Source organism: Pseudomonas sp. WS 5021, from assembly GCF_012985535.1.
Lineage (GTDB): Bacteria > Pseudomonadota > Gammaproteobacteria > Pseudomonadales > Pseudomonadaceae > Aquipseudomonas.
Window position 1 is genome coordinate 64766 of record NZ_JAAQWP010000006.1, and the last position, 24455, is coordinate 89220.

The 24455-nt window shown below is 61.8% G+C and carries 19 protein-coding genes and 1 riboswitch; of the genes, 8 read left to right on the forward strand and 11 right to left on the reverse strand.

What is annotated here, in order from left to right; all coding sequences use genetic code 11:
* Positions 1-87 precede the first annotated feature (87 nt).
* Positions 88-834 carry an RsiV family protein gene (locus HBO19_RS19310; protein WP_169952256.1) on the forward strand — a complete coding sequence of 249 codons (747 nt, stop codon included), beginning with the start codon at positions 88-90 and terminating at the stop codon, positions 832-834.
* Here HBO19_RS19310 and cytX read toward each other — a convergent pair.
* Together cytX and thiC are read right to left on the reverse strand one after the other, a co-directional pair.
* Complete coding sequence (gene cytX / locus HBO19_RS19315; protein ID WP_170042438.1) at positions 803-2092, reverse strand: putative hydroxymethylpyrimidine transporter CytX; 1290 nt, start codon at positions 2090-2092, stop codon at positions 803-805. The two genes, HBO19_RS19310 and cytX, sit on opposite strands and share 32 nt — an antisense overlap.
* A 130-nt stretch (positions 2093-2222) precedes the next feature.
* A complete protein-coding gene (gene thiC / locus HBO19_RS19320) occupies positions 2223-4112 on the reverse strand; it encodes a phosphomethylpyrimidine synthase ThiC (RefSeq protein WP_170058099.1) in 1890 nt (629 codons plus the stop codon).
* A 150-nt stretch (positions 4113-4262) separates the two neighbouring features.
* A riboswitch (TPP riboswitch) is annotated at positions 4263-4368 on the reverse strand.
* 196 nt (positions 4369-4564) lie between these two features.
* Here thiC and HBO19_RS19325 point away from each other — a divergent pair.
* Positions 4565-6004 carry a TolC family outer membrane protein gene (locus tag HBO19_RS19325; protein ID WP_170058100.1) on the forward strand — a complete coding sequence of 480 codons (1440 nt, stop codon included), beginning with the start codon at positions 4565-4567 and terminating at the stop codon, positions 6002-6004.
* Positions 6005-6573: 569 nt separating this feature from the next.
* Here HBO19_RS19325 and waaA read toward each other — a convergent pair.
* The gene (gene waaA, locus HBO19_RS19330) at positions 6574-7851 is read right to left on the reverse strand and encodes a lipid IV(A) 3-deoxy-D-manno-octulosonic acid transferase (RefSeq protein ID WP_170058101.1); all 1278 of its coding nucleotides are present in this window, start codon (positions 7849-7851) and stop codon (positions 6574-6576) included.
* A 23-nt stretch (positions 7852-7874) separates the two neighbouring features.
* Positions 7875-8765: a LysR family transcriptional regulator gene (locus tag HBO19_RS19335; protein ID WP_169952266.1), complete on the reverse strand. Its 891-nt coding sequence runs from the start codon at positions 8763-8765 to the stop codon at positions 7875-7877.
* A 105-nt stretch (positions 8766-8870) separates the two neighbouring features.
* Between HBO19_RS19335 and HBO19_RS19340 the strand changes: the two genes are divergently transcribed.
* The 4 genes from HBO19_RS19340 (at position 8871) to HBO19_RS19355 (ending at position 12283) form a co-directional block, all read left to right on the forward strand.
* Positions 8871-9206 carry a multidrug efflux SMR transporter gene (locus HBO19_RS19340; RefSeq protein ID WP_099170110.1) on the forward strand — a complete coding sequence of 112 codons (336 nt, stop codon included), beginning with the start codon at positions 8871-8873 and terminating at the stop codon, positions 9204-9206.
* Positions 9207-9291: 85 nt separating this feature from the next.
* On the forward strand, positions 9292-10467 hold the full coding sequence (locus HBO19_RS19345) for an FAD-dependent oxidoreductase (RefSeq protein WP_170058102.1): 1176 nt from the start codon (positions 9292-9294) through the stop codon (positions 10465-10467).
* Entirely contained in the window at positions 10464-11276 is an 813-nt protein-coding gene (locus HBO19_RS19350) for an aldo/keto reductase (RefSeq protein ID WP_169952270.1), read from the forward strand. Before HBO19_RS19345 ends, HBO19_RS19350 begins: the two co-directional genes overlap by 4 nt.
* A gap of 41 nt (positions 11277-11317) precedes the next feature.
* Entirely contained in the window at positions 11318-12283 is a 966-nt protein-coding gene (locus HBO19_RS19355; protein WP_169952272.1) for a metal ABC transporter ATPase, read from the forward strand.
* A 27-nt stretch (positions 12284-12310) separates the two neighbouring features.
* On the opposite strand, the gene HBO19_RS19360 is transcribed toward HBO19_RS19355, so the two are convergent.
* From HBO19_RS19360 to msbA, 3 genes are all read right to left on the reverse strand, one after another.
* Positions 12311-13240, reverse strand: coding sequence for an NAD-dependent epimerase/dehydratase family protein (locus HBO19_RS19360; protein ID WP_170058103.1), 930 nt, complete (start codon positions 13238-13240; stop codon positions 12311-12313).
* An 11-nt stretch (positions 13241-13251) separates the two neighbouring features.
* Complete coding sequence (hldE, locus tag HBO19_RS19365) at positions 13252-14688, reverse strand: bifunctional D-glycero-beta-D-manno-heptose-7-phosphate kinase/D-glycero-beta-D-manno-heptose 1-phosphate adenylyltransferase HldE (RefSeq protein WP_169952276.1); 1437 nt, start codon at positions 14686-14688, stop codon at positions 13252-13254.
* 105 nt (positions 14689-14793) lie between these two features.
* Positions 14794-16614: a lipid A export permease/ATP-binding protein MsbA gene (gene msbA / locus HBO19_RS19370; RefSeq protein WP_169992172.1), complete on the reverse strand. Its 1821-nt coding sequence runs from the start codon at positions 16612-16614 to the stop codon at positions 14794-14796.
* A gap of 124 nt (positions 16615-16738) precedes the next feature.
* On the opposite strand from msbA, the gene HBO19_RS19375 reads away from it, so the two are divergent.
* On the forward strand, positions 16739-17395 hold the full coding sequence (locus HBO19_RS19375) for a phosphotransferase (protein WP_169952279.1): 657 nt from the start codon (positions 16739-16741) through the stop codon (positions 17393-17395).
* Between the two features lie 2 nt (positions 17396-17397).
* Here HBO19_RS19375 and HBO19_RS19380 read toward each other — a convergent pair whose 3' ends face one another.
* From HBO19_RS19380 to HBO19_RS19395, 4 genes are all read right to left on the reverse strand, one after another.
* Entirely contained in the window at positions 17398-18870 is a 1473-nt protein-coding gene (locus HBO19_RS19380) for a hypothetical protein (protein ID WP_169952281.1), read from the reverse strand.
* 161 nt (positions 18871-19031) lie between these two features.
* A complete protein-coding gene (locus HBO19_RS19385; protein ID WP_169952283.1) occupies positions 19032-19937 on the reverse strand; it encodes a glycosyltransferase family A protein in 906 nt (301 codons plus the stop codon).
* Complete coding sequence (locus HBO19_RS19390; protein WP_169952285.1) at positions 19930-21684, reverse strand: carbamoyltransferase; 1755 nt, start codon at positions 21682-21684, stop codon at positions 19930-19932. The genes HBO19_RS19385 and HBO19_RS19390 overlap by 8 nt, the downstream gene beginning before the upstream one ends.
* Positions 21685-21835: 151 nt before the next feature.
* Positions 21836-22177 (reverse strand): YceK/YidQ family lipoprotein, encoded by a 342-nt coding sequence (locus tag HBO19_RS19395; RefSeq protein WP_346266505.1) that lies wholly within the window; start codon positions 22175-22177, stop codon positions 21836-21838.
* Positions 22178-22340: 163 nt separating this feature from the next.
* Between HBO19_RS19395 and HBO19_RS19400 the strand changes: the two genes are divergently transcribed.
* On the forward strand, positions 22341-24437 hold the full coding sequence (locus tag HBO19_RS19400; RefSeq protein ID WP_170058104.1) for a TonB-dependent receptor: 2097 nt from the start codon (positions 22341-22343) through the stop codon (positions 24435-24437).
* Positions 24438-24455 lie beyond the last annotated feature (18 nt).

Below are 24455 nucleotides of genomic sequence, written 5' to 3' on the forward strand. Positions count from 1 at the left end.
TGTAATCAGCTTAGTGGCGAACTGACTGGGATGCCGATAGTCCAAGCCCCATCTCTTTCGCTCTTCTCCGCTTTATGAAGGACGCCCATGTCGCTGTTAAAAGTCGCCTCCGTGGCCTGTATTGCCTTGACGCTCGGCGCTTGCCAGAGCCTGTTCCAATCCAGCTACCGTGCACCACTGGAAGCCACCCGCGATGCATCCGAGGTGGTGCAACCCGGCTGCACCACCGCCGACTGCCCACTGGTGAACATCGATACCGTGCATTTCGCCAACGAGCCCAAGCTCGATGCGCTGATCGAGCAACGCCTGCTGGAAATGACCCGCACCACGCCCGGCGCCCCATTGCCAGCGACACTGAACGCCTATCGGGAAAAATTCCTGCGCGAGTCCGGCCCGCGCAACAGCATGTACTTGCAGGCCAAGGTACGGGAGCAGCATGACGGCTTGGTGATCATCGAACTGTCCAGCTACCTGGACACCGGCGGCGCCCATGGCGAACCTGGCCGCGGCTTCATCAACTACTCGCGCCAGCAGCAAAAAAACCTGACCCTGGCGGACATGCTGCGCCCCGGCAAGGAAGACGCGTTCTGGAAAGCCGCCCAGGTGGCCCACAACAGCTGGCTGATCAGCACCCGCCTGAGCCTGGAGCCGGACTACGTGAAAAGCTGGCCCTTCCAGAAAACCCCGAACGTGGCGCTGACCTACGGCGCGGTAGTGCTCAAGTACCCTACCGCCACCATCGCGCCCTACGCCATGGGCCACGTCGAGTTGCAGATTCCTTACGCTCGCCTCGACGGCATCATCAAGCCTGAGCTGGTGCCCGTGCGCCGCTGAAGGCGCGCCCGAGGATAAATTGCAACAGCCCTGCCAGCACCAGTGCCGGCAGGGTCGCGCCAACATCCGGGTACAGATTGGCCAGCAGGTGATAGGTACTGATGCCCCCCAACCAAGCCAGCAGCGCCGGCCAACGCAGGCTTGCAACCAGCGCCTGGCCACGCCGGCGCAGGATGAAGTGGTCTACCAGCACCACGCCAAACAGCGGCGCGAATACCGAGCCGATCAACAGCAGGAAGTTCTGATACTGGGCCAAGGGCGCAAAGCAGGCGATCAGCGTGCACACCAGCCCAATCGCCAGCGCCAGGTGCTCGACTTTCAGGCGCAACAGCATGCCGCTGGACACCGCCGCCGAGTGGATGTCGGCGAAGGCGTTTTCTGACTCATCCAACACAATCAGCAGCAGCGGAATCCCCAGGCCAGCCCCGGCCAACGCCAACAACAGCGCATTGACTTCACCACTGGGCGCAAACGCCAGGGTGTAGGCCACGCCCAGGCTCATCAGCCAGAAATTGCCGATAAAAAAGCCCAGGGCCGTGCCGCCGAACACACGGGTGGCGCGCTGGCCGAAACGTGAGTAATCGGCAATCAGCGGCAGCCAGGACAACGGCATGGCAATGGCGATATCAAACCCGACGGCAAACGGCAGCGAACCGTCGCCAGCCTGGGCCCACAGCGCGGCCAGGTCAGCCTTGGCGAACAGGTTCCAAGTCAGCCACAGGCACGCCGCCAGCAGCAGCCAGATTCCCCATTTGCGCAGGATCTTTCGCACAAAGGTCAACGGGCCGCTGATTGCAAGCAAAGTGGCGAGACCGCCGAAGAACACGGTCCAGAGCAACGGGCTGGCCAACAGGCTGCCTGCACTGAAAGCGCGGGTGCCCAGCAGGCTAGCGGCATCGCGCATGACGATGATCTCGAACGAACCCCAACCGATCAGTTGCAACAAGTTCAACAGCGCCGGCAGGCTGGCGCCTTTGGCACCCAGGCTGAGCTTGAGGGCGGCCATGGACGACAGGCCGGTGTCACTGCCGATCACCCCGACGGCGGCCAGTAACAGCACGCCCACCAGGGTCCCGAGGAAGATGGCCAGCAACGCCCCCGACAGGCCAAGCCCCGGCGCCAACAGTGCACCGGTTTGCAGGACCATCAGGCCGATGCCGAGGGAAAACCACAGGGAAAACAGATCGCGGGCGCCGAAGACACGTTTGTCTATTGGGACTGCAATGTCGGGAGAGTAGGTACTCGGTTGAATGCTCAAGGGGGTCATCTCAGAGGGACATTTGTTGTTGGGGAGATTGCTATCGCGGGCAAGCCCGCTCCCACACATTCAAAGATGTGGGAACGGGCTTGCCCGCGATGAGGCCAGTAGAAGCACCTCCAATCCCAAGTCAGACCTTTTTGTAGAGCTGACTGCCTTCCTGCTTGAACCGCTGCGCCTGCTCGGCCAGGCCCTTGGCCACATCCACGTCCACCGCCTCGATGCGCTGGTTGGCCGCGTATTCGCGCACTTCCTGGGTGATTTTCATCGAGCAGAATTTCGGCCCGCACATCGAGCAGAAATGCGCGACCTTGGCCGAATCCTTGGGCAGGGTTTCGTCGTGATAGGAGCGCGCGGTGTCCGGGTCCAGGCCGAGGTTGAACTGGTCTTCCCAACGGAACTCGAACCGTGCCTTGCTCAACGCGTTATCGCGGATCTGCGCACCGGGATGGCCCTTGGCCAAATCCGCCGCGTGGGCCGCAATCTTGTAGGTAATGATCCCGGTCTTCACGTCATCCTTGTTCGGCAAGCCCAGGTGCTCCTTGGGCGTGACGTAGCAAAGCATGGCGCAACCGAACCAGCCGATCATCGCCGCGCCGATGCCCGAGGTGATGTGGTCGTAGCCGGGCGCGATATCGGTGGTCAGCGGGCCCAGGGTGTAGAACGGCGCTTCGTCGCAGCACTCCAGCTGCTTGTCCATGTTCTCCTTGATCAACTGCATCGGCACGTGGCCGGGGCCTTCGATCATGGTTTGCACGTCGTGCTTCCAGGCGATTTTGGTCAGCTCGCCGAGGGTTTCCAACTCACCGAACTGCGCCGCATCGTTGGCGTCGGCAATCGAGCCCGGGCGCAGGCCATCGCCGAGGGAGAAGCTGACGTCATAGGCCTTCATGATTTCGCAGATTTCGTCGAAATGGGTGTAGGTAAAGTTCTCTTTGTGGTGTGCCAGGCACCACTTGGCCATGATCGAGCCGCCACGGGACACGATGCCGGTGACGCGCTTGGCGGTCAGCGGTACATAGCGCAGCAACACACCGGCGTGGATGGTGAAGTAATCGACGCCCTGCTCGGCCTGCTCGATCAAGGTGTCGCGGAACAGTTCCCAGGTCAGGTCTTCAGCGGCACCGCCGACTTTTTCCAAGGCCTGGTAGATCGGCACGGTACCGATCGGTACCGGCGAGTTGCGGATGATCCACTCGCGGGTTTCGTGGATGTGCTTGCCGGTGGACAGGTCCATCACCGTGTCCGAGCCCCAGCGAATGCCCCAGGTCAGTTTCGCCACTTCTTCTTCGATGGACGAACCCAGGGCGCTGTTGCCGATGTTGCCGTTGATCTTCACCAGGAAGTTACGGCCGATGATCATCGGTTCCAGTTCGGTGTGGTTGATGTTGGCCGGGATGATGGCGCGGCCGCGGGCGATTTCTTCGCGTACAAATTCCGGGGTGATGATTTTCGGCACGCTGGCCCCGAAGCTGTGCCCGGCGTGTTGCTGGTCGAGCAGGCCACTGGCACGGGCTTCTTCAAGCTTCATGTTTTCGCGGATGGCGACGTATTCCATCTCGGCGGTAATGATGCCCTGGCGTGCGTAGTGCATCTGCGTGACGTTGGCCCCGGCCTTGGCCCGGCGCGGGTTTTTCACATGGGCAAAACGCAGGGCGGTCAGCTCGGCGTCGCTCAGGCGCTGTTGGCCGAAGTGCGAACTCAGGCCCGGCAGGCGCTCGGTGTCGCCACGGGATTCGATCCACGGCGAGCGCACATCGCCCAGGCCTTTGCGCACGTCAATGATCACGTTGGGGTCGGTGTACGGGCCGGAGGTGTCGTAGACCACCACGGGCGCATTGATCTCGCCGCCAAAATCGGTGGGGGTCACGTCCAGGCTGACTTCGCGCATCGGCACGCGGATATCCGGGCGAGTGCCCTGCACATAGACTTTTTGCGAGCGGGTAAACGGCTGCACGGATCCTGAGTCAACCTTGGCCGACTCACTCAAATGCACGGTGTTTTTTAGTTTTGTACTCATCACGGGCTCTCCAGACACATCCAGGCAGTGGATTTTTGTCGGAGCGAACCTGTGACGGACGGACGCGCTGGAAGCAGTGCTGTGCTTGGCGCACGAGGGCTGTTCGATTGTCGAACAACATCCCGGACGAAGCACAAGAGGACTCGCCGGGTGACGAGAAATCTTGTTCCCTACGCAGGCGCTAACCTGATCAGGTTCAACGGGATCCGGTATTTACCGATCTCAGCCTCATAGCAAGGCACCCCGACAAGAACGCGGCCAGTCTAGACCATGGAGCAGGCAAATTGCCAATAGCGGTGCATTCAGCGTGATGAATGGCGCAATTACAGGATTGTTGTGCGGGGGTGTGGCCACTACACTCGCCTACTGTCTCAACGCCTTGACGCTATGGATTGCTCGTCGTAGCCTTGGGCGCTAAATTATCGCCGTAATATTTATCTAGGGATCGCCTCATGCTGCGCAAACTTTCACTGGCTCTTGCCGTGTCTTGTGCGACCAATGGAATGGTCTGGGCAGCAGAAGCGCCCTTGTCGACCAAAACCGACTTGGTCAGCGTCTACCAGGAAGCGGTGGACAACAACGCCGACCTGGCCGCCGCCCGCGCCCAGTACGGCGCGCAGAAAGAAGTGGTGCCCCAGGCCCGCGCCGGCCTGCTGCCCAACCTCTCGGCCGGTGCCGACGTGAACAACGTGCGCACCCAGATCGACACACCGTCGGCTACCGCCAATCGCGACGCCCATACCTGGCGCGCAACCCTGAGCCAGCCGCTGTTCCGCGCCGACCGCTGGTTCCAGTTGCAAGCTGCCGAAGCGGTCAATGAACAAGCTGCCCTGCAGCTGTCGGCCACCGAGCAGGAACTGATCCTGCAAAGCGCGGAAAACTACTTCGCCGTACTGCGCGCCCAGGACAACCTGGCCTCGACCAAGGCCGAAGAGGCCGCCTTCAAGCGCCAACTGGACCAGTCCAACGAGCGTTTTGACGTGGGCCTGTCGGACAAGACCGACGTGCTGCAATCCCAGGCCAGCTACGACACGGCGCGGGCCAACCGGATCCTCGCCCAGCGCCAGGTGGATGACGCGTTTGAAGCGCTGATCACCCTGACCAACCGCCAGTACAACGCGATCCAGGGCATTGTCCATACCCTGCCCGTTTTGCCGCCAGCACCCAACGACGCCAAGGCCTGGGTCGACACCGCCGGGCGCCAGAACCTGAACCTGCTGGCCAGCAACTATGCGGTCACCGCCGCCGAAGAAACCCTCAAGCAACGCAAGGCCGGCCACGCGCCGACCCTGGACGCGGTGGCGCAATACGAAAAAGGCGACAACGACGCCCTCGGTTTCAGCAACCCCAATGCGTTCGGCCAGCCCTATAGTGGCGATGTCGAGCAACGCACCATCGGCCTGCGCCTGAATATCCCGCTGTACAGCGGCGGCCTCACCAGCTCCCAGGTACGCGAATCCTATTCGCGCCTGGGCCAGACCGAACAGCAACGCGAAGGCCTGCGCCGCCAGGTGGTGGAAAACACCCGTAACCTGCACCGCGCGGTGAATACCGATGTAGAACAGGTGCAGGCACGCCGCCAGTCGATCATCTCCAACCAGAGCGCAGTGGAAGCCACGGAAATCGGTTACCAGGTGGGCACACGCAATATCGTCGACGTGCTCGACGCCCAGCGCCAGCTATACACCTCGGTGCGCAACTACAACAACAGCCGTTATGACTACATCCTCGACAACCTGCGCTTGAAACAGGCGGCGGGAACGTTGAACCCGGGGGATCTGCAGGACCTGGCGCGCTACCTGAAGGCTGACTACAACCCGGACAAGGATTTCCTGCCGCCAGACCTGGCCAAGGCCGCGGCCGAACAACTGAAGGCCCGCCCCAGCAACTAAACCCACCACATGACAAATGTGGGAACGGGCTTGCCCGCGATACAGGCGCCTCGGGTTATCTGCAACACCGAGGTGATGCTATCGCAGGCAAGCCAGCTCCTACAGTTGGTGTGTGGTGTGTGCAAAGTCCTGTGCCCAACCGAGATCCCTGTGGGAGCGGGCTTGCCCGCGATGGCGGTGGGTCATGTAAGGATGTGTTGACTGGCCTACCGCTATCGCAGCGATGCGGCGACCCGACAAGCCAGCTCCCACAGTTGGTGTGTGGTGTGTGCAAAGTCCTGTGCCCAACCGAGATCCCCTGTGGGAGCGGGCTTGCCCGCGATGGCGGTGGGTCATGTAAGCATGTGCTGACTGGCCTACCGCTATCGCAGCGATGCGGCGACCCGACAAGCCAGCTCCCACAGTTGGTGTGTGGTATGTGCAAAGTCCTGTGCCCAACCGAGATCCCTGTGGGAGCGGGCTTGCCCGCGAAGGCGGTGGGTCATGTAAGGATGTGTTGACTGGCCTACCGCTATCGCAGCGATGCGGCGACCCGACAAGCCAGCTCCTACATTTTTGACCGAGCTGGGTCAGGCTTTGAGCAGTCTGTCCAAGCCATCGAGCAAACGCTTCAACGCGCCCTGATTGGCCTGCATCACTTTGAGCCCCGCCAGCGCCCGCTTGTGCGCATCCTGTGGCAGTTCGAACAGTTGCCGCACTACCTCGGCCAACCCCTGGGCATCATCCACTTCTTGCAACGCCCCGGCGTCGCGCATCATTGCGGCGATTTCGAGGAAGTTGAACAGGTGCGGGCCGCTGATCACCGGCTTGGCCAGCGCCGCAGGCTCCAGCAGGTTGTGCCCGCCGTTGGGCACCAGGCTGCCGCCGACAAAGGCGCTGTCGGCCAAGGCGTAGAGAAACAGCAGCTCGCCCATGGTGTCGCCAAGCAATACCGAGGTGTCGGCATCGACCGGCGCCCCACTGGAGCGCTGCACCGTGGCAAAACCCTGCTGTTGGCACAGCTCCAGCACCGTGTTGAACCGCTCCGGATGACGGGGCACCAGGATCAACAGCGCGTTGGGGTAGCTGGCGAGCAACTGCCGGTGGGCTGCCAGCACCACTTCATCTTCGCCCTCGTGGGTACTGGCGGCGATCCATACCGGGCGCTCGCTGGCCAGCCATTGCTCACGCAACGCGGCGGCGCGTGCCAAAAGCGCTGGGTCGATGGTCAGGTCGAACTTGATCGAGCCGGTGACTTCGACCGTTTCCGGGCGCGCGCCCAGGCTGCGAAAGCGCTCGGCCTCGGTGGCGGTCTGCACCGCGAACAGGCTCATGTCTGCCAGCATCGGCGCGGTCAGCTTGGCGAAACGCCCGTAACCCTTGGCCGAACGTGCCGACAGCCGCGCATTGGCCAGGGCCACGGGTATCCCGCGCTTGGCGCATTGGTGAATATGGTTGGGCCACAGCTCGGTTTCCATGATGACCGCAAGCCTGGGCTGGACCCGGTCCAGGAAACGCTTGGCGGCACACGGCAAATCGTAGGGCAAGTAGCAATGCTGGATGCGCGGCTCGTTGGCAAACAGTGCCTGGATCCGCTCGGAACCGGTGGGCGTCATGCAGGTGACGGTGATCGGCAGCTGTGGATGACGCTCCAGCAAGCCGCGGATCATCGGTGCGGCGGCGATGCTCTCGCCCACCGACACCGCGTGCACCCAGATCCCACCGGGTTTGAGTACCGGCAAACCGTAGGAAAAGCGCTCGCTGACGCGCTTGGCGTAGGCCGGCGCCTTGCGGGCACGTAGCCATAGTCGTAAGGCCACCAACGGCAGCGCCAGGTAAAACAGACAGCTGTAGAGAGTTCTATTCATGGCGGCGGAGTTTATCGGCTTTTTCAGCCGATCGCCTGCAAACACGCGGTAAAACGTTCGGCCAGAAAGCGCGCGGCCGGGCCCAGGGGCTCATCGCGCCGCCACACCAGTTCCACCACCAGGGCCGGTGGCGTCCATTCGCTGTCCAACTCGACCATCTGCCCGTGATAGGTCGGGTATTGCACCACATGCCGGGGCAACCAGGCCCAGCCCAGGCCACGGGCCAGCCATTCGGCCAGCACGTAGAAGCTGTCGGCGCGCCATACCTGGGGGCTGGCCGCCTCGCTGCCGGGGTAAACGCTGGTCTGGGTCGACATCAGCAATTGGCGAAACTGCGCCAGGCGCTGGCAATCGACAAAACCTTCCCTGGCCAACGGATGCCCGACGCCACACACCGTGACCATCTCCACACTGCCAACCACCCGCCGCTCAAGGGCTTCGGGGATCTGGTCGTGATAAAACAGCAACCCCAGGTCAGCCTTACGCTCCACCAGCTTGCGCGCGACATCGCCCTGGGCTGTGCTGGACAACTGCACCTCCAGGCTGGGAAATTTCCCCGCCAGCGCCTCTAGGCTGTCGAGTACCGGCTGATAGAGCATGGCTTCGTCCTGGGCCAGGCGCAGCCGCGCTTCTTCGCCGCGCATCAACGACAGGGCGCGGCCATTGAGGCGCTCACACTGGCGCAGCACTTCCCGGGCCTCCTCCAGCAGCACAGTGCCGGCCTCGGTCAGGCGTGGCTGGCGACCGCTACTACGCTCAAACAGGCTCACGCCCAGGTCGGCCTCCAGCAAGGCAATGCCATTGCTCACCGCCGACTGCGCCTTGCGCTGGTGCCGTGCCACCGCCGAAAACGAGCGCTGCTCGGCGACGCTGACAAACAGGCGCATCTGCTCCAGGTTCCATTGCACGCTCATTGGCTAAACCCATCTTAAATTCGGATAGGTAATGACTTTACCCCATCTACGGATTCTCTAGAATGCCGGCCTTGTTATGCGCCCCTATTTCCGAGGAACACCCCCATGAACGCCGCCTACTACTACCTGGCCATTGCCATTTGCTCGGAAGTGATCGCCACCGTTTCCATGAAAGCGATCAAGGGCTGGAGCACGCCAATCCCGCTGCTGCTGGTTATCGTCGGCTACGGCGTGGCGTTCTGGATGCTCACGCTGGTGGTGCGCACCGTACCGGTGGGCGTGGCCTACGCGGTGTGGGCGGGGCTGGGGATCGTCATGGTCAGCATCGCAGCGCTGTTTATCTATGGGCAGAAGCTCGATCTGCCGGCGATGCTGGGGATGGGCTTGATCGTGCTGGGCGTGGTGGTGATTCAGTTGTTTTCGAAAACAGCCGGCCACTGACCTTCTACAGTTGTTGATCCTGGGCAAAGATCCCGCTGTCGAGTCTGTATACTTGGCCTCTTGTTCTGAACACTGAGGTCGCCCCATGCCATCCGTTATTTCCACCGACGTCCTGATTGTCGGCGCCGGGGTTGCCGGCCTCTGGCTCAACGCGCGCCTGCGCAGCCAGGGGTTTTCCACGATTGTGGTGGAGAACGCGACCCTGGGTGGCGGGCAGAGCGTGAAGTCCCAGGGGATCATTCACGGTGGTGCGAAATACGCCTTGCACGGTGCCCTGACCGGCGCTTCCGAAGCCATTGCCGACATGCCGCGACGCTGGCGTGAAGCGCTGGCGGGCACCGGCGAGCTGGACCTGACGGGCGTGCGCCTGCTGTCCCAGGCCCATTACCTGTGGTCGCCCGGCACCCTGGCCGGCAACCTCACCAGTTTCTTCGCCAGCAAGGCGGTGCGTGGCCGCGTCGACCAGGTCAAGGGCGACGATTTGCCGCCGGCCCTGCAAGACCGCCGCTTCAAGGGCAAGGTCTATCGCCTGGCCGAACTGGTGGTGGACGTGCCGAGCCTGATCGAACGCCTGGCGCAACTGGCCGGCGACGGCCTGCTCGCCGGGCAACAGATCGAGCCGCTGCTGGAAGGCGGCATCCTGGTCGGCCTGAAAGTCGATGGCCGGGCGATCCGCGCCCAGCGCATCGTGCTGAGTGCCGGCGGCGGCACCGCCGAGCTGTTGAGCGCCCTGGGCCTGAGCCAGCCGGCCATGCAAAAGCGCCCGCTGCATATGATCATCGCCAAGGGCCCCGGCCTCAAACCCCTGTACGCGCACTGCCTGGGCGGCGGCACCAAGCCACGGATCACCATCACCACGCACCCGGCCGCCGATGGCAATTGGGTGTGGTACATGGGCGGTGATATTGCCGAGACCGAAGGCGTTCACCGCACGCCCGCCGAGCAAATCGCCACTGCGCAAAAGGAGCTGGCGCACCTGCTGCCGTGGATCGACATGAGCCAGACCCAGTGGGCAACCCTGCGGGTGGATCGCGCCGAACCCCTGCAAACGGGCCTGACCCGGCCAGACAACGCGTTCCTCGCCGAACAGGGCCGCCTGTTGGTGGGCTGGCCAACCAAGCTGGCCCTGGCGCCGGACTTCGCCGACCGCGTGCTCAGCGCCCTGGAACGTGACGGCATCCAGCCAACCCCAAGCACGCCGCTGCCTGAACTGCCACGCCCAGCCATCGCCCAACCCGCCTGGGAGCAATTGTTGCCATGAGCCTGCCGACCCTGCATGACCTTCATCGCCCCCTGGGCAGCACCGGCCTGCTGGTATCGCCGCTGGGCCTGGGCACCGTGAAGCTGGGCCGCGACCAGGGGGTGAAGTACCCCAATGGTTTTCAGATCCCCAATGATGAAGAAGCGCGGATGTTGCTGCGCCAGGCGCGCGAGCTGGGGATCAACCTGATCGACACCGCACCGGCCTACGGCCATAGCGAAGAGCGCCTGGGGCCGCTGTTGCGCGGCCAGCGCCAGGACTGGGTGATTGTCAGCAAGGTCGGCGAAGAGTTTGCCGACGGCGTGTCCCACCATGACTTCAGCGCGGCCCATACCCGGCTCTCCGTGGAGCGCAGCCTGAAACGCCTGGAAACGGATTTCATCGACCTGGTGCTGGTGCATTCCGACGGCAATGACTTGCATATCCTTAATGACTGCGAGGTCTACCAGACCCTGGCGCAGCTCAAGGCCGAGGGCAAAATTCGCGGCTTCGGCTTCTCCGGCAAAACCGTCGAAGGCGGCGTGAAGGCTCTGGAACAAGGCGATTGCGCCATGGTCACCTACAATCTGAACGAGCAAAACGAAAAAGCCGTGATCGATTACGCCGCCGCCCATGGCAAAGGCATCCTGGTGAAAAAGGCCCTGGCCAGCGGCCATGCATGCCTTGAGCCTGGAGTGGATCCAATTCATGCCAGTTTCGTCTTGTTGTTTGCGCAAACGGGCGTGGCCAGTGCTATTGTCGGGACCATCAACCCGCTGCACCTTGCCCATAACGTGGCAACCGCTGCCAAGATCATTCGCCAATCCTGATGCCGCCGACGCGGCCGACCCCGACGCAAGAAGGAGCCGACATGCCGCGAACGCTCATAAGAAAAAACCCCAGTAACTTTAAAACACTGCCGCTGTACGTCGAAGCCACCCCCGAAGGCCTGAGCTACCAGAGCGTGGGCATGCCGCTCAACTTTGCCCAGACTCTGCAACGGCGCAAGCCGGTGGAGGTGGCGGATGCCGAACGCTTCGCCCTGGAACTGGCCAACCTCGGCGTATCGGTGCGCCTGACACTGCACTGGCAAAACCGCGATTACTGGGTGTTGGTGCGCCAGCGCCGGCAGGACCGTGGCGATGTGGTGCTCAAGCTGATTTCCGGCTACGTGCCGGCCCATGAACTGAACCTGCCGTTGCACACGGCCATCCAGGAAATCGCCGAGGAATGCCTGCTGGAAACCCCGGAAGGCTGGCTCGGCGGGCGTTTCAACGACACCTGGCTGCCGGCGCCCTACTCCAGCGCGCTGCATTACCGTGAGGCCTTGCCGTTTCGCCTGTCACCGCTGTCCGGCGCCGCCCGCCCGGTGCGCTGCGCCAGCATGCAACTGATCGAACGCCCCCGGGCCTATGTGCACCTGCCCACGGCCTCCCTGCAATTGATCTATGACCTGCGCCTGGAAGTGCCCAAGGAAGCCAAGTCCTTGAGCCTGTTCCATGTGGACGAACGCCTGGAGGGTGATCAACTGGTGGCGCGCCTGGACCGCCAGCGCCCGGACCTGTACCTGATGCCCCTGAAGGACGGCCAGCCGTGCGCCGAGCTGTATACCCTGAAGAAGGATCAACTGATCCCGGCGAGCACGCGCGGCTTGTACCTGGCCGAGAGTTTTGCCCAGCAGGAAGGCTGGCTGGTGCGCGATGAGCGGATCCGCTGGAAGGACTGGCTCAGGCAACAGGGCCTGAGCGCACCAGAGAAGGAATCGAAGTTGAGCCAGTTGACCGGGCGGGCCAGGCAGATCTTGCGCAAGATGGTGCCGAAGAAGGCGGGTCGCTGAAGCAGCCCCGCCTGTGGCGAGCGGTTTCTACTGGTTGAGTAGTTTTTCCAGCCCAACCGTCAGCGGCGTCGGCTCAGGCAATGTGAAGCTCGCCGCCAAGCGCTGGTTGTTGGCCCTGGAATGCCGGATATCCCCCGAGCGCGGCGCGGTGTAGCTGACAGCCGGCAACGACCCGACGATTTGCGACAGCGCCTGCAGCAACTGCTTGAGGGTGGTGGTGCGGTTCCAGCCGACATTGATCGCGCCCAGCGGCGCATCGGCCATTTCCACGGCTTGCACCAGCACGGCCACCAGATCCCCGACGTACATGAAGTCACGGGTTTGCTCACCGTCGCCGAACACGGCAATCGGCAGGCCTTTTTGCGCGCGCTCGCTGAAGATGCTGATCACCCCGGAATACGGCGATGAAGGATCCTGGCGCGGCCCAAAGATGTTGAAGAAGCGGAAAATCACCGGCTCCAGGCCATGCTGACGACGGTAGAAGTCAAAGTAGTGCTCGCTGGCCAGCTTGTCCGAAGCGTATGGCGTCAACGGTGCCTTGGCGGTTTGCTCATCGATGGAGTCGCCTTCGCCGTTGTTGCCATACACCGCCGCACTGGAAGCAAACACCACACGCTTGACCCCAGCCTGGCGCATGGCTTCGCAGACATTGAGGCTACCCGCGAAGTTGCTCTGGTGCGTACTGACCGGGTCATCCACCGACGCCTGCACCGAAGCGACTGCCGCCAGGTGCACTACCGCCGTAACCCCTACCGCTGCACGAGCGACCAGTGCGGCATCGGCCACATCGCCTTCGAGCAGTTGCAGGCGTGGGTTGTCCAGCGGCAGGTTGCTGCGCTTGCCGGTGGACAGGTTATCCAGCACGCGCACCGCGTAGCCCTTGGCCAGCAGTGCATCGACCAGATTGGAACCGATAAAGCCAGCACCACCGGTAATCAGTACGAGAGCATCAGACATAGCGGCAAACCCTATTGAGCGGCATCGTTGGTTTGGCGAATTTTTTCGACAATCGCGGTGGTCGAGCTGTTTTCCACCAACCCCAGGACTTTGACCTTGCCGCCATAGGCGTTGACGATATCGGCGCCGACGACCTGGTCGACCGAGTAGTCGCCGCCCTTGACCAACACGTCCGGCTTGACCTGGGCCAGCAGGTTTTCCGGGGTGCCCTCGGAGAAACTGATCACCCAGTCCACCGCGCCCAACCCAGCCAGGACCGCCATGCGCCGATCCACACTGTTGATCGGCCGGCCAGGGCCTTTGAGGCGGCTGACCGAAGCGTCGTCGTTGATCGCCACGATCAGGCGATCACCCTGGGCGCGGGCCTGCTCCAGGTAAGTCACATGGCCGGCGTGCAGGATGTCGAAGCAACCGTTGGTGAAAACGATGCTTTCGTTATGGGCACGGGCATCGTCAATCGCCAGCAGCAACTGCTCAAGGCTCAACACGCCACGCTCCGAGCCTTCCTCGCGCTGGATCGCACGGCGCAGTTCCGGGGCGCTGATGGATGCCGTACCCAGTTTGCCCACCACGATGCTCGCCGCCAGGTTGGCCAGGGCCACCGCGTGGGGCAATTCCTCACCGGCTGCGATCGCCGCCGCCAGGGTGGAAATAACGGTGTCGCCGGCGCCGGTGACGTCGAACACTTCCCGCGCTCGCGCCGGCAAGTGCATGGCCGGGTGGCCGGGGCGCAGCAGGGTCATGCCGTGTTCGCCACGGGTCACCAGCAAGGCGCCGAGGTCGAGGTCGGCCATCAGGCGTGCGCCTTTGCTCACCAAGTCGTGCTCATCGACACAACCGCCGACGATGGTTTCAAATTCGCTGAGGTTCGGCGTGATCAGGCTGGCGCCCCGGTAGACCGAGAAGTCCTTGCCCTTGGGATCGGCCAGCACCGGGATGCCCCGGGCCTTGGCGGCCTGGATCAGCACCTGGTGGTTTTTCAACGCGCCTTTGCCGTAGTCCGACAGCACCAGCACCTTGATGCCTTCGAGCAACGTGTCGACCTGGTCACTGAGGGCCAGGGCGTCGGTGGCGAAGGGTTCTTCAAAATCGATACGCAGCAATTGCTGGTGACGGCTCATGACCCGCAGCTTGACGATGGTCGGCTGGTGGGCAATGCGCTGGAACAGGGCACGCACGCCAGCGCCGCGCAGGCTGTTGGTCAGGCTGTCGGCGGCTTCGTCGTCACCGGTCACGCCGACCAGGGAGGCCGGGGCGCCGAGTGCAGCGATGTTAAGGGCGACGTTGGCAGCGCCGCCTGGACGGTCTTCGATTTGCTCGACCTTGACTACCGGTACCGGTGCCTCAGGGGAAATCCGTGAGGTACCGCCATGCCAGTAACGGTCGAGCATGACATCGCCGACCACCAAGACAGGGGCTTGATCGAATCGCGGCATGGACAACTTCATGGAGCAACCCACATACAAAATGAACAGGGGCGCGATATTAGCACAGGGAAAAGCATCGACCGATTCAATCCTGGCGGTCGATCCCAGCCTGGCTGCAATAGCGCCTCAATAGGCATCAGTCACGTGGGAGGGCGCCACAGGGTCACCTTCTTCGAACTCCTTGGCGTGCAAACGGGCGTAGTAACCGTTCTTCGCCAGCAGCTCGACATGGGTGCCGCGCTCGACAATCTGGCCGTCGTCCATCACCAGGATCAGGTCGGCTTTCTCGATGGTGCTCAGGCGGTGGGCAATCACCAGGGTCGTGCGGTTCTTCACCACATGGTCCAGGGCCGCCTGGATATGACGCTCGGACTCGGTGTCCAGGGCCGAAGTCGCCTCGTCGAGAATCAGCAGCGGCGCATCCTTGAGCAAGGCCCGGGCAATCGCAATGCGCTGGCGCTGGCCGCCAGACAGCAGCACGCCATTCTCGCCCACCAGGGTTTCGTAGCCCTGGGGCATCTTCACGATGAACTCGTCGGCATAGGCTTCGCGAGCGGCATGGTGCACCGCGTCGGCGGGCGCGCCAGCCAGGTCGCCATAGGCGATGTTGTTGGTCACGGTGTCGTTGAACAAGGTGACTTGCTGGGTCACCAGGGCAATTTGCCGGCGCAGGTTGCGCAGGGTGAAATCCTGCACGCGTACGCCGTCGAGCAGAATCTGCCCCTGTTCGTGCTGATAGAAGCGCGGAATCAAGCCCGCCAGGGTCGACTTGCCGCTGCCCGAACGCCCCACCAGCGCGACCATTTGCCCAGGCTCGACGATAAAGCTGATGTCGTTGAGCACCTTCTTGTCGCTTTCCGGGTATTGGAAGCTGAGGTTGCGCACTTCAATACGCCCAGCCAGACGTTCATGCTCGATCACGCCCTGGTCGACTTCGACCGGCTCATCCAACTGCTCGAAAATACTCTCGGCACCCGCCACGCCCTTTTGGATGGTCGAGCTGACTTCGGACAGCTGGCGAATCGGCTTGGGCAACAGGCCGGCCATGGTGATGTAGGCCACCAGGTCGCCGGGCGAGGCATCGCCACGCAAATACAGGACCAGGAACATGACCACGGCCATCGCACTGTAGGTCACCAACTGCAGCATCGGCGTGTATACCGCGCCGGTCTTGGTCATCGCCAGTTGTTTCTCGGTATTGCTCAGGCTCGCCTGCTCGAAGCGCACCTTTTCATATTGCTCGCCGCCAAAGCTGCGGACCACACGGTAGCCGTGGATCGTCTCGGAGGCCACATGGGTCACGTCGCCCATGGACACCTGGATTTTCTTGCTTTGCTTGCGGAATTTACGGCTGGTGCTGTTCACCATCATGCCGATCACCGGCAGGATCGCCAGCATCACCAGGGTCAGCTTCCAGTTCATCCACACCAGGGTGCAGAACAGGAAAATCACGGTCATGCCTTCGCGGATAACCACCTTGATCGCATCGGTGGCTGCACCGGTGACCATGGTCACGTTGAAGGTAATGCGCGAAATCAGGTGGCCGGAGTTGTTCTTGTCAAAAAAGCGGTTGGGCAACTCCAACAGTTTGTTGAACAGCACCACGCGCAGGTCGTGGACCAGGCCCAGGGAAACCCGTGCCAGGAAGAAGTTGCCGAGGAACGAACCCACGCCCTGCCAGGCCGCGATCAGCACGATCATCAGCGGCACGGTTTCCAGTAACTGCAACTTGCCCAGATAAGGGTTGCCGGGGAACAGGCTGGCCTCGGGATTCGCCAGGCCATCGACGAAATACTTGAGGATATAAGCGAGCATCGGCTGGGTCGATGCGAAGATCAGGAACCCGACGATACTCAGGATGAACAGACCCACATAAGGCCGTACGTAAGTCAGGAGGCGGAAGTAAATCGCCAGCGTCGACTGGGTTTTCGGTTCAGGACTGCTCATGGGAATCCGCGCAAATCAGTAAGGCGCGGATCATATCACAGGCCTCTTCGCCCCAAAAAACATGAGCAGGGGCCAGCCTTGCATCAAGTCGGTTAAGATAACCGGCTATTGATGGGAGTCAGGCATGCAAGTAATCGATCACAACACCTATGAGGCATTGCGCGCCGGCGCGCAGGTGCTGGAAGCCGATGGTTCTGGCGACAAGGTGCTCCGGTTGACCGATGGTTGCATGCTCAAACTGTTCCGGCGCAAGCGCCTGCTCAGTTCGGCGCTGTTCTACCCGTATGCCCAGCGCTTCGCCAACAACACCCGCGCACTGCAGCAACGGGATATCCCCTGCCCGCGCATCATTGCGGTGTATCGCATTCCCAGCATTGCGCGGGACGCGGTGTATTACAGCCCGCTGGCCGGGGAAACCATCCGCCAGTTGAAACTCGCCAAGGCCGAGGCCGACGCCTTGCGTGTGCGCCTGGGCTGTTTCATTGCGCAACTGCATGAGAAGGGCGTGTACTTTCGCTCGCTGCACTTTGGCAACGTGGTCCTGACTCCGGAAAACACCCTGGGGCTGATCGACATTGCCGACCTGAGTTGCCAGGCCGCCGCCCTGAGCCAGAGCAAGCGCCTGCGTAACTTCAGCCATCTGCGGCGCTATCCCGAGGATCGCCAATGGCTGCTGGGCGATGATGCCGGGCAAGCCTTCTTCGATGGCTATCGCCAGGGCTTGCCGGCCGGCAGTCAGCAGGCGCCGCTGATTGAGCGCCTGCGGCAATTACTGGACTGACTTCACCGGGTGATGATCAGCACCGTGGCGCCTCGGCGATTGGCGAAGCGCTCGACGATGCGCATGTTGCGCTCGGCCAGCCAACTGATGAGCCAGGGCTCGTTACCGCGGGCTTCGATCAGGAAATAGCGGAATTGATCCGCATAGGCCGGCGACATGGCCGCTTCCCGGGTCAATTGCTTGAGCAGATAACCACGCCCGGCGTAATAACCGATCCGGCCGTCATCGAAATACGCTGGGACATCCGGCTCGACATTCGCCGCCATCCAGCGCCCCGCGTCAACGTACTGGACCTTGCCCGGCCCGGTGGACACCACATTGGACAACATCACCAAAAGGCAGACCGCCACCAGGGCCTTGCCCAGGCGCGGGAACTGTTGGGCAAACATCTGCATCGCCAAGGCCAGCGCCGGCACAAACAGTAGGTTCAGGAAGCTCATGTAGCGCAAGTTCATGAACTGCTGCTGGATAAAGAACAGCAGCAATACCAACAGGTACAACAGCGCCGCCCAGGCAAAAGGCCGGTATTCGTGCCAGTAGCGCTTGATCGCCTGCCAATTGCGTCCGCGCAAAAACGGCACGGCAAACGGACCGCAAATATTCACAAAGCCGATGGCCATGGCCGCCAGGATGCCAAAAAAGATGATGCGTCCGGCTTCATCCTGGGAGTACTTGTTGATCAGCGAGTTGGCGAACTGATCGCGCAGCAAGTCAAACGACGCCAGCACCTGGTTGGGGTTGATCAAGCCCAGATAGTAGTCAACACGAGCCGATGTAAAACCATCCGTGGCCGAGACCAGCACTATCCCCGCCACGACACCCAACAGCGGCAGCGCCACAAACTGCAGGAGCGCCAGGCGCCGCTCGCGCACCCACAGGCCAGGCAACTGCCATAAGCCCAACGCCGGCAACAGCAACAACGCTTCCAGCCGGAAGGCTGCCGCCGCGACAATCGCCAGGTGGATGATTGCCGCCCGCAGCCATCCACCGCGGGCCTGCCAGCGCATGGCCAGCCAAAGCGTCAGGATGCAGAAGAACCAGAAGCCGAACTCACGCAGGATCTCGCCACGAAACTGGTTGAACGCAGGCATCGCCAACACCACCAGGCAAGCCCAAGGCGCCACCTGCACCGAGCGCTGGCGCACGCAGTCAACCAGTAGCGCACAGGTACCGGCAGCAAACAGCGAACACCACAAGTACGCACTAAGTTCTATGGGCAGGGCTGAAACCGAATGGGTGCCCGCCAGGAGCAGGGAGAACCAGGGCCAGTTGAATACGGCAAAGGCGGCTTTCGGGCCATGGACGTGAGCGTCCTGGGCAATGGTCAGGTAGAAAGCAGCATCACGTCCGACAGTCGCTGCGCCCAGCACAGCGATCAGGGACAGCAGCAGGCTCCCAAAAAATGCCACTCGAACGGGATGCTCGACGACAATACTCAACACCCGGGCCCACAACTTGCTGCCTATTCCAACCACACACCCCCCCTTAAAACCTGGCGTCACATCGCGTGCACAAGATTTGAAAACATACATTTCAGAAAAACCACTGCACCACGAAAACCCAGCGCCCAGTCATTGCAATCAACTCTGGCGCTGCATAGGTAATTCCCGGCGTAGCGTAACAGGCTATAAAGCGCTTACTTGAACATCAGCTGAAGCGCCTTGCGTGTGTACGACCAGCGCGTCAGGGCGCGCCAGTCGGTACGTACCGCCTGGCAGTAAAACTGCCTGGCGAGCGTGTATTCCCCAGCACTGAAGCAATTGCGAAACAACGACAGGCAGCGCTGCGCGAGAAACGCACTGCGCAGGCCTTGCAACTCTGCTGGCATACGCACCGGCGAAAACACCTCGTCTACCAGGCTCACGCCAGCGGCGACACTGTGGTTGATGTCATGTCGCAAGCTGTCCGCATGCTTGTAGATCAGCGCCAGTGGCTGGTCGATGACCGTGCAAGGCACGCGCGCCAGGGCCTGGGCAAACACCGGGATATCCTCGGCATTACGCATGCGCTCCGGGTAGTTGCCCACCGCGAAGATGTCGCGGTGCATGGCGCAAGCGCCATTGGAGATCGCGATGGTCTTGTCCAGCAAGTACCCGCGCACCCGCTGGTATGGGGTGGCAGGCAGCGGCTTGACGGCATGCAGGCGGCGCTTGCCATCTTCAAATACCGACCAGTGGCCACCGATGATCAGGCGGCTATCCGGGTGAGCAGCAATATGCTGCGCAACCAGGGCCAGGGCGCCTGGGGCCATTTCATCATCGGCGTCGAGGAACATCAGGTACTGGCCCGCAGACTCCTCAATCCCGCGATTGCGCACCGAGGCCAGGCCGCCATTGGGCTTGCGCAGGGCCTGGAAACGCCCGGGGTGCTTGGCCAGCAGAGCTTCCAGCACCTGCGGCGTCTCATCGGTAGAGCCGTCATCAATCACCAACAGCTGCGCATCGGCTTCGTCGAGTTGCGCCAGCACCGACTCAACCGCGCGCCCCAGGGTGCGCGCGTAGTTGTAGGCCGGGATGACGACGCCAATCAGTGCTTCAGTCAACGGCTTGCCCTTCCACACCGTCTTTGACGACCAGGATGTCTTCCATGATCAGGTACTGCAGGTCGGAGCCGAAGAACATGTTCAGGGCGTCGGTCGGCGAGCAGATCATCGCTTCGCCGCGGCGGTTGAGCGAGGTGTTCAGGGACACACCGTTGCCGGTCAGCACTTCCAGCTCTTTCATCATGTCGTAGTAGCGCGGGTTGTACTCGCGCTTGAGCACCTGGGCGCGGGAGGTGCCATCTTCATGGACCACTTCCGGCACGCGGGTTTTCCACTCTTCGGCCACTTCAAAGGTGAAGGTCATGAACGGGGCCGGGTGATCGACCTTGATCATCTGCGGGGCCACGGTGTCGAGCATCGACGGGCAGAAAGGCCTCCAGCGCTCGCGGAACTTGATCTGGTGGTTGATCCGATCAGCCACGCCCACGGCGCTCGGGCAACCAATGATCGAACGCCCGCCCAGGGCGCGCGGGCCGAACTCCATGCGGCCCTGGAACCAGGCCACCGGGTTGCCGTCGACCATGATCTGGGCGATGCGCTTGGGCATGTCGTCGATCTGGCGCCACTTCGGCTTGCTCGGGTGCTTGGCGCACGCGGCAATCACTTCTTCATTGCTGTAGGACGGGCCGAGATAGACGTGTTCCATCTTCTCTACCGGTACCCCACGGGCATGGGACACATAGGCCGCCGCGCCCACGGCAGTGCCGGCATCGCCGGACGCCGGCTGCACGAACAGCTCCTTGACGTCGTCGCGGGCAATGATCTTCTGGTTCAACTTGACGTTCAGCGCGCAGCCGCCGGCGAAGGCCAGCTTGCCGGTTTCCTTGAGGATATCGCCCAGGTAATGGTCAATCATCTGCAAGGCCAGTTTCTCGAACAGCGCCTGCATGCTGGCTGCGTAGTGGATGTACGGCTCGTCGGCGATGTCGCCTTCACGCTTGGGACCCAGCCACTCAATCAGTTTTGGCGAGAAGTAGAAGCCCTTGCCCTTCTCTTTATAGCGGCGCAGGCCGATGACGTTGGCGTAGTCGGTGTTGATCACCAGCTCGCCATTTTCAAAGGAAGCCAGGCGCGAGAAATCGTACTTGCTGGCATCGCCATAGGGTGCCATGCCCATGACCTTGAACTCGCCGTCGAGCATTTCAAAGCCGAGGAACTCGGTGATCGCGCCGTACAGGCCGCCCAGGGAGTCCGGATCGTAGAATTCCTTGATCTTGTGGATCTTGCCGTTTTCGCCGTAGCCGAAGAAGGTGGTGGCGTACTCGCCCTTGCCGTCGATCCCGAGGATCGCGGTCTTCTCCTGGAAACCCGAGCAGTGATAGGCGCTGGAAGCGTGGGCCAGGTGGTGTTCAACCGGCTCGATCTTGATCTTCTTCGGATCGAAGCCCAGTTGTTCCAGGCACCAGACAATCTTGTTGCGGTAGCGCTTGTAGCGCCGGTTGCCCATCAGGATCGCGTCAAGGGCGCGGTCCGGGGCATACCAGTAACGCTTGGCATAGTGCCAGCGAGCCTCGCCGAACAAGCTGATCGGGGCAAACGGGATCGCCACCACATCAACGTCGGAGGGTTTGATGCCAGCCTGTTCCAGGCAGAACTTCGCCGACTCGTAGGGCATGCGGTTCTTTGCATGTTTATCGCGTACGAAGCGCTCTTCTTCGGCGGCCGCGATCAGCTTGCCGTCGATATACAACGCTGCGGAAGGATCATGGCTAAGGGCGCCGGACAGGCCAAGAATCGTCAATGCCACTGGGGTCTAGCCTCTTTTAGTCTGCATGCAGGCGCTGGCGCCTGAAAAAATGTGAGCCCCTCGCCTCGGCGAGAAAAGCTAAAGGGCGGGATTATAGCTTAAAAGCGGCAAAACGCCTCTAGCCGCAAATGGCACGGAGAAACAAGAGGCATCATCGGAAAATCTCGATACTGCCGTCTCGATTTTGCCGGTAGACGGTGTAGGGCAGTACCAAAGTATCGAGAACGCCCGATAGCACGAAATCAATGGCTATCCACGGCACCGAGGCGATCTGCTGGTCTTCCAGGCTTTTTTTGCTGTTGGGTTCGCCATTGAGGGAGCAGAAGTCATACACCACCCCGCTGTAGATACGGGGCACGCTCTCGCAGTGGCTGCGCAGGTCCTTGAGCTTCTGGCTGGCCACCGCGTCTTCGCGAAACACCGTATTCAGGGTGCCGCAGGCCGTGGTCGAAAGGACAATGGCGGCGAGCAGCAGAATGTTTGTAGGATTCACGGGTAACCCTCTTTGGTATGGGGCGCACAGCCTAACCCAAGACTGTGTAAGACGAATATGCCGGCATTTTGCGGGAATATTCTTCAAAAAACGCCGCGCAGAATCGTTAAACTCGCGCCCTTTTTCCGCGCCCGCGCTGCGCGTCATGGAAGTTGGTTTGCTCATGAAAGTTGTTGCTCCCACGTGTTTTGCGATGTTGCTCCAGAGCCTGCCGGGCCTGCAGCAAACTGCCCTGGCCGAAGATGCCCTGCTGATCCTCGACCCCAGCGTGGTGACAGGTTCGCGCAGCGCCAGTCGCAGCTTCGACCTGCCCTACTCGGTGGACAGCATCAGCCGTGAGCAGATCAGCGACGGCCAGTTGGGTATCAATGCCTCGGAGGCCCTGTCCCGCGTGCCGGGGCTGGTGGTGCAGAACCGCCAGAACTACGCCCAGGACCTGCAGATTTCCTCCCGCGGCTTTGGCGCGCGCTCGGCGTTTGGCGTGCGCGGGATCAAGCTGATTGCCGATGGCATCCCCGCCAGCACCCCGGATGGCCAGGGCCAGGCCGCCACCTTCAACCTCGACACAGCGGACCGCATCGAAGTACTGCGCGGCCCGGCCGCCACCCTGTATGGCAGCAACGCCGGCGGGGTGATCCAGATGTTTTCGCGCAATGGCGAAGGCCCGCCCCGTATCGGCGCCGAAACCCTGTTTGGCAGCGACGGCCTGAACAAGAACCACCTCAGCGCCGAAGGCGCGGTGCAGGGCGCCGGGTTTGTCCTCGATGCCTCGCGCATGGACACCGACGGCTACCGCGACCACAGCAGCGCCCGCCGTGACCAGACATTCGCCAAGCTCAACCTCGAACCCGATGACGACAGCAAGCTGGCCCTGATCTATAGCAGCCTGGAGCAAAACGGCACCCAAGATCCGCTGGGGCAAACCTGGGCAGGCTACAAGGCCGACCCGCGCTCGGTAAACAGCAATGCCCTGGCGTACAACACGCGCAAGAGCATTGATCATCAGCAACTGGGGATGAATTACGAGCGGTACATTGGCGATGCGACGTTGCAGGTGAATGCCTATACCGGGCGGCGGAGTGTGATTCAGTATTTGTCGATTCCCAAGGGCACACCCACAAATGAGCTTGGCGGCGGCGGCGTGGTGCAATTCGACCGCAAGTTCTACGGCGGTGGCGTGCGCTGGATGCAGCCCATCGACAGCGTGCCGGGCGAATTGATGATCATCACCGGCCTGGACTTCGACCAGAGCGAAGACAGCCGTCACGGCTACAAGAACTACAACGGCATCACCTTCGGCGTGAAAGGCGAATTACGCCGCAATGAAATCGACACCGCCCGCAGCCTCGACCCGTACATCCAAGCCAACTGGGCCATCGAGCGCTGGACCCTGCAAGCCGGGCTGCGCCACAGCACGATGGAAATGGACGTGGATGACCAGTTCCTGAGCAACGGCGATGCCAGCGGCAATAAGACCTACCAGAAGAACACGCCCTCGATGAGCGTGATGTACGCCTTCACCCCAGACCTGCACGGCTACGTCAGCGCCGGCAAGGGCTTCGAAACGCCGACCCAGGCAGAGCTGGCTTACGCCCCTGGTGACATCGAAGGTTTCAACTTCGGCCTGAAGCCGTCAGAAAGCACTCAATATGAAGTGGGCTTGAAGGCGCAGGTGAACAACAGCACGCGGGTCAACGCTGCCGTATTCCAAATAGCTACGGAAGATGAGTTGGTGGTCAATGCATCGAAGGATGGACGCACCAGCTACCAAAACGCCGGCCGCACCCTACGCCGTGGCTTTGAGCTGGGCATCGAAAGCCAACTGAGCGAACAGTGGAGCGCCAACCTCGCCTACACCCGCCTGCAAGCCACCTACGACAGCAACTTCAGCAATAGCGGCAAAACCGTGGACAAGGGCAACTACCTACCCGGCGTCCCACAGACCACGCTCTTTGCCGAACTGAACTGGAAACCAAGGGACTGGGTGAGTACCGCCGTCGAAGGTATGTACCGCAGCAAGATCTATGTCGAAGACACCAACCAGAAGCATGCTGCTCCGGGTTACAGCGTTTTCAACTGGCGTGCACGCTTTGAGCAGAAGGTCGAACACTGGACCTTTCACCAGACCCTGCGCCTGGACAACCTGCTGGATCGCCAGTACGTCGGTTCGGTGATTGTTGGCGATGGCAACGATCGTTATTACGAAGCCGCGCCCGGCAGGTCGTGGTATGCGGGCGCAGGAGCCCAGTACAGTTTTTGAGTGATAAAAACCAATGGG

What these genes read in the sequence shown, in the direction of transcription:
- HBO19_RS19310 (WP_169952256.1), top strand. Translation starts at nt 88, where the DNA reads ATGTCGCTGTTAAAAGTCGCCTCCGTGGCCTGTATTGCCTTGACGCTC.
- thiC (WP_170058099.1), bottom strand. Translation starts at nt 4,112, where the DNA reads ATGAGTACAAAACTAAAAAACACCGTGCATTTGAGTGAGTCGGCCAAG.
- HBO19_RS19325 (WP_170058100.1), top strand. Translation starts at nt 4,565, where the DNA reads ATGCTGCGCAAACTTTCACTGGCTCTTGCCGTGTCTTGTGCGACCAAT.
- waaA (WP_170058101.1), bottom strand. Translation starts at nt 7,851, where the DNA reads ATGAATAGAACTCTCTACAGCTGTCTGTTTTACCTGGCGCTGCCGTTG.
- HBO19_RS19335 (WP_169952266.1), bottom strand. Translation starts at nt 8,765, where the DNA reads ATGAGCGTGCAATGGAACCTGGAGCAGATGCGCCTGTTTGTCAGCGTC.
- HBO19_RS19340 (WP_099170110.1), top strand. Translation starts at nt 8,871, where the DNA reads ATGAACGCCGCCTACTACTACCTGGCCATTGCCATTTGCTCGGAAGTG.
- HBO19_RS19345 (WP_170058102.1), top strand. Translation starts at nt 9,292, where the DNA reads ATGCCATCCGTTATTTCCACCGACGTCCTGATTGTCGGCGCCGGGGTT.
- HBO19_RS19350 (WP_169952270.1), top strand. Translation starts at nt 10,464, where the DNA reads ATGAGCCTGCCGACCCTGCATGACCTTCATCGCCCCCTGGGCAGCACC.
- HBO19_RS19355 (WP_169952272.1), top strand. Translation starts at nt 11,318, where the DNA reads ATGCCGCGAACGCTCATAAGAAAAAACCCCAGTAACTTTAAAACACTG.
- HBO19_RS19360 (WP_170058103.1), bottom strand. Translation starts at nt 13,240, where the DNA reads ATGTCTGATGCTCTCGTACTGATTACCGGTGGTGCTGGCTTTATCGGT.
- hldE (WP_169952276.1), bottom strand. Translation starts at nt 14,688, where the DNA reads ATGAAGTTGTCCATGCCGCGATTCGATCAAGCCCCTGTCTTGGTGGTC.
- msbA (WP_169992172.1), bottom strand. Translation starts at nt 16,614, where the DNA reads ATGAGCAGTCCTGAACCGAAAACCCAGTCGACGCTGGCGATTTACTTC.
- HBO19_RS19375 (WP_169952279.1), top strand. Translation starts at nt 16,739, where the DNA reads ATGCAAGTAATCGATCACAACACCTATGAGGCATTGCGCGCCGGCGCG.
- HBO19_RS19400 (WP_170058104.1), top strand. Translation starts at nt 22,341, where the DNA reads ATGAAAGTTGTTGCTCCCACGTGTTTTGCGATGTTGCTCCAGAGCCTG.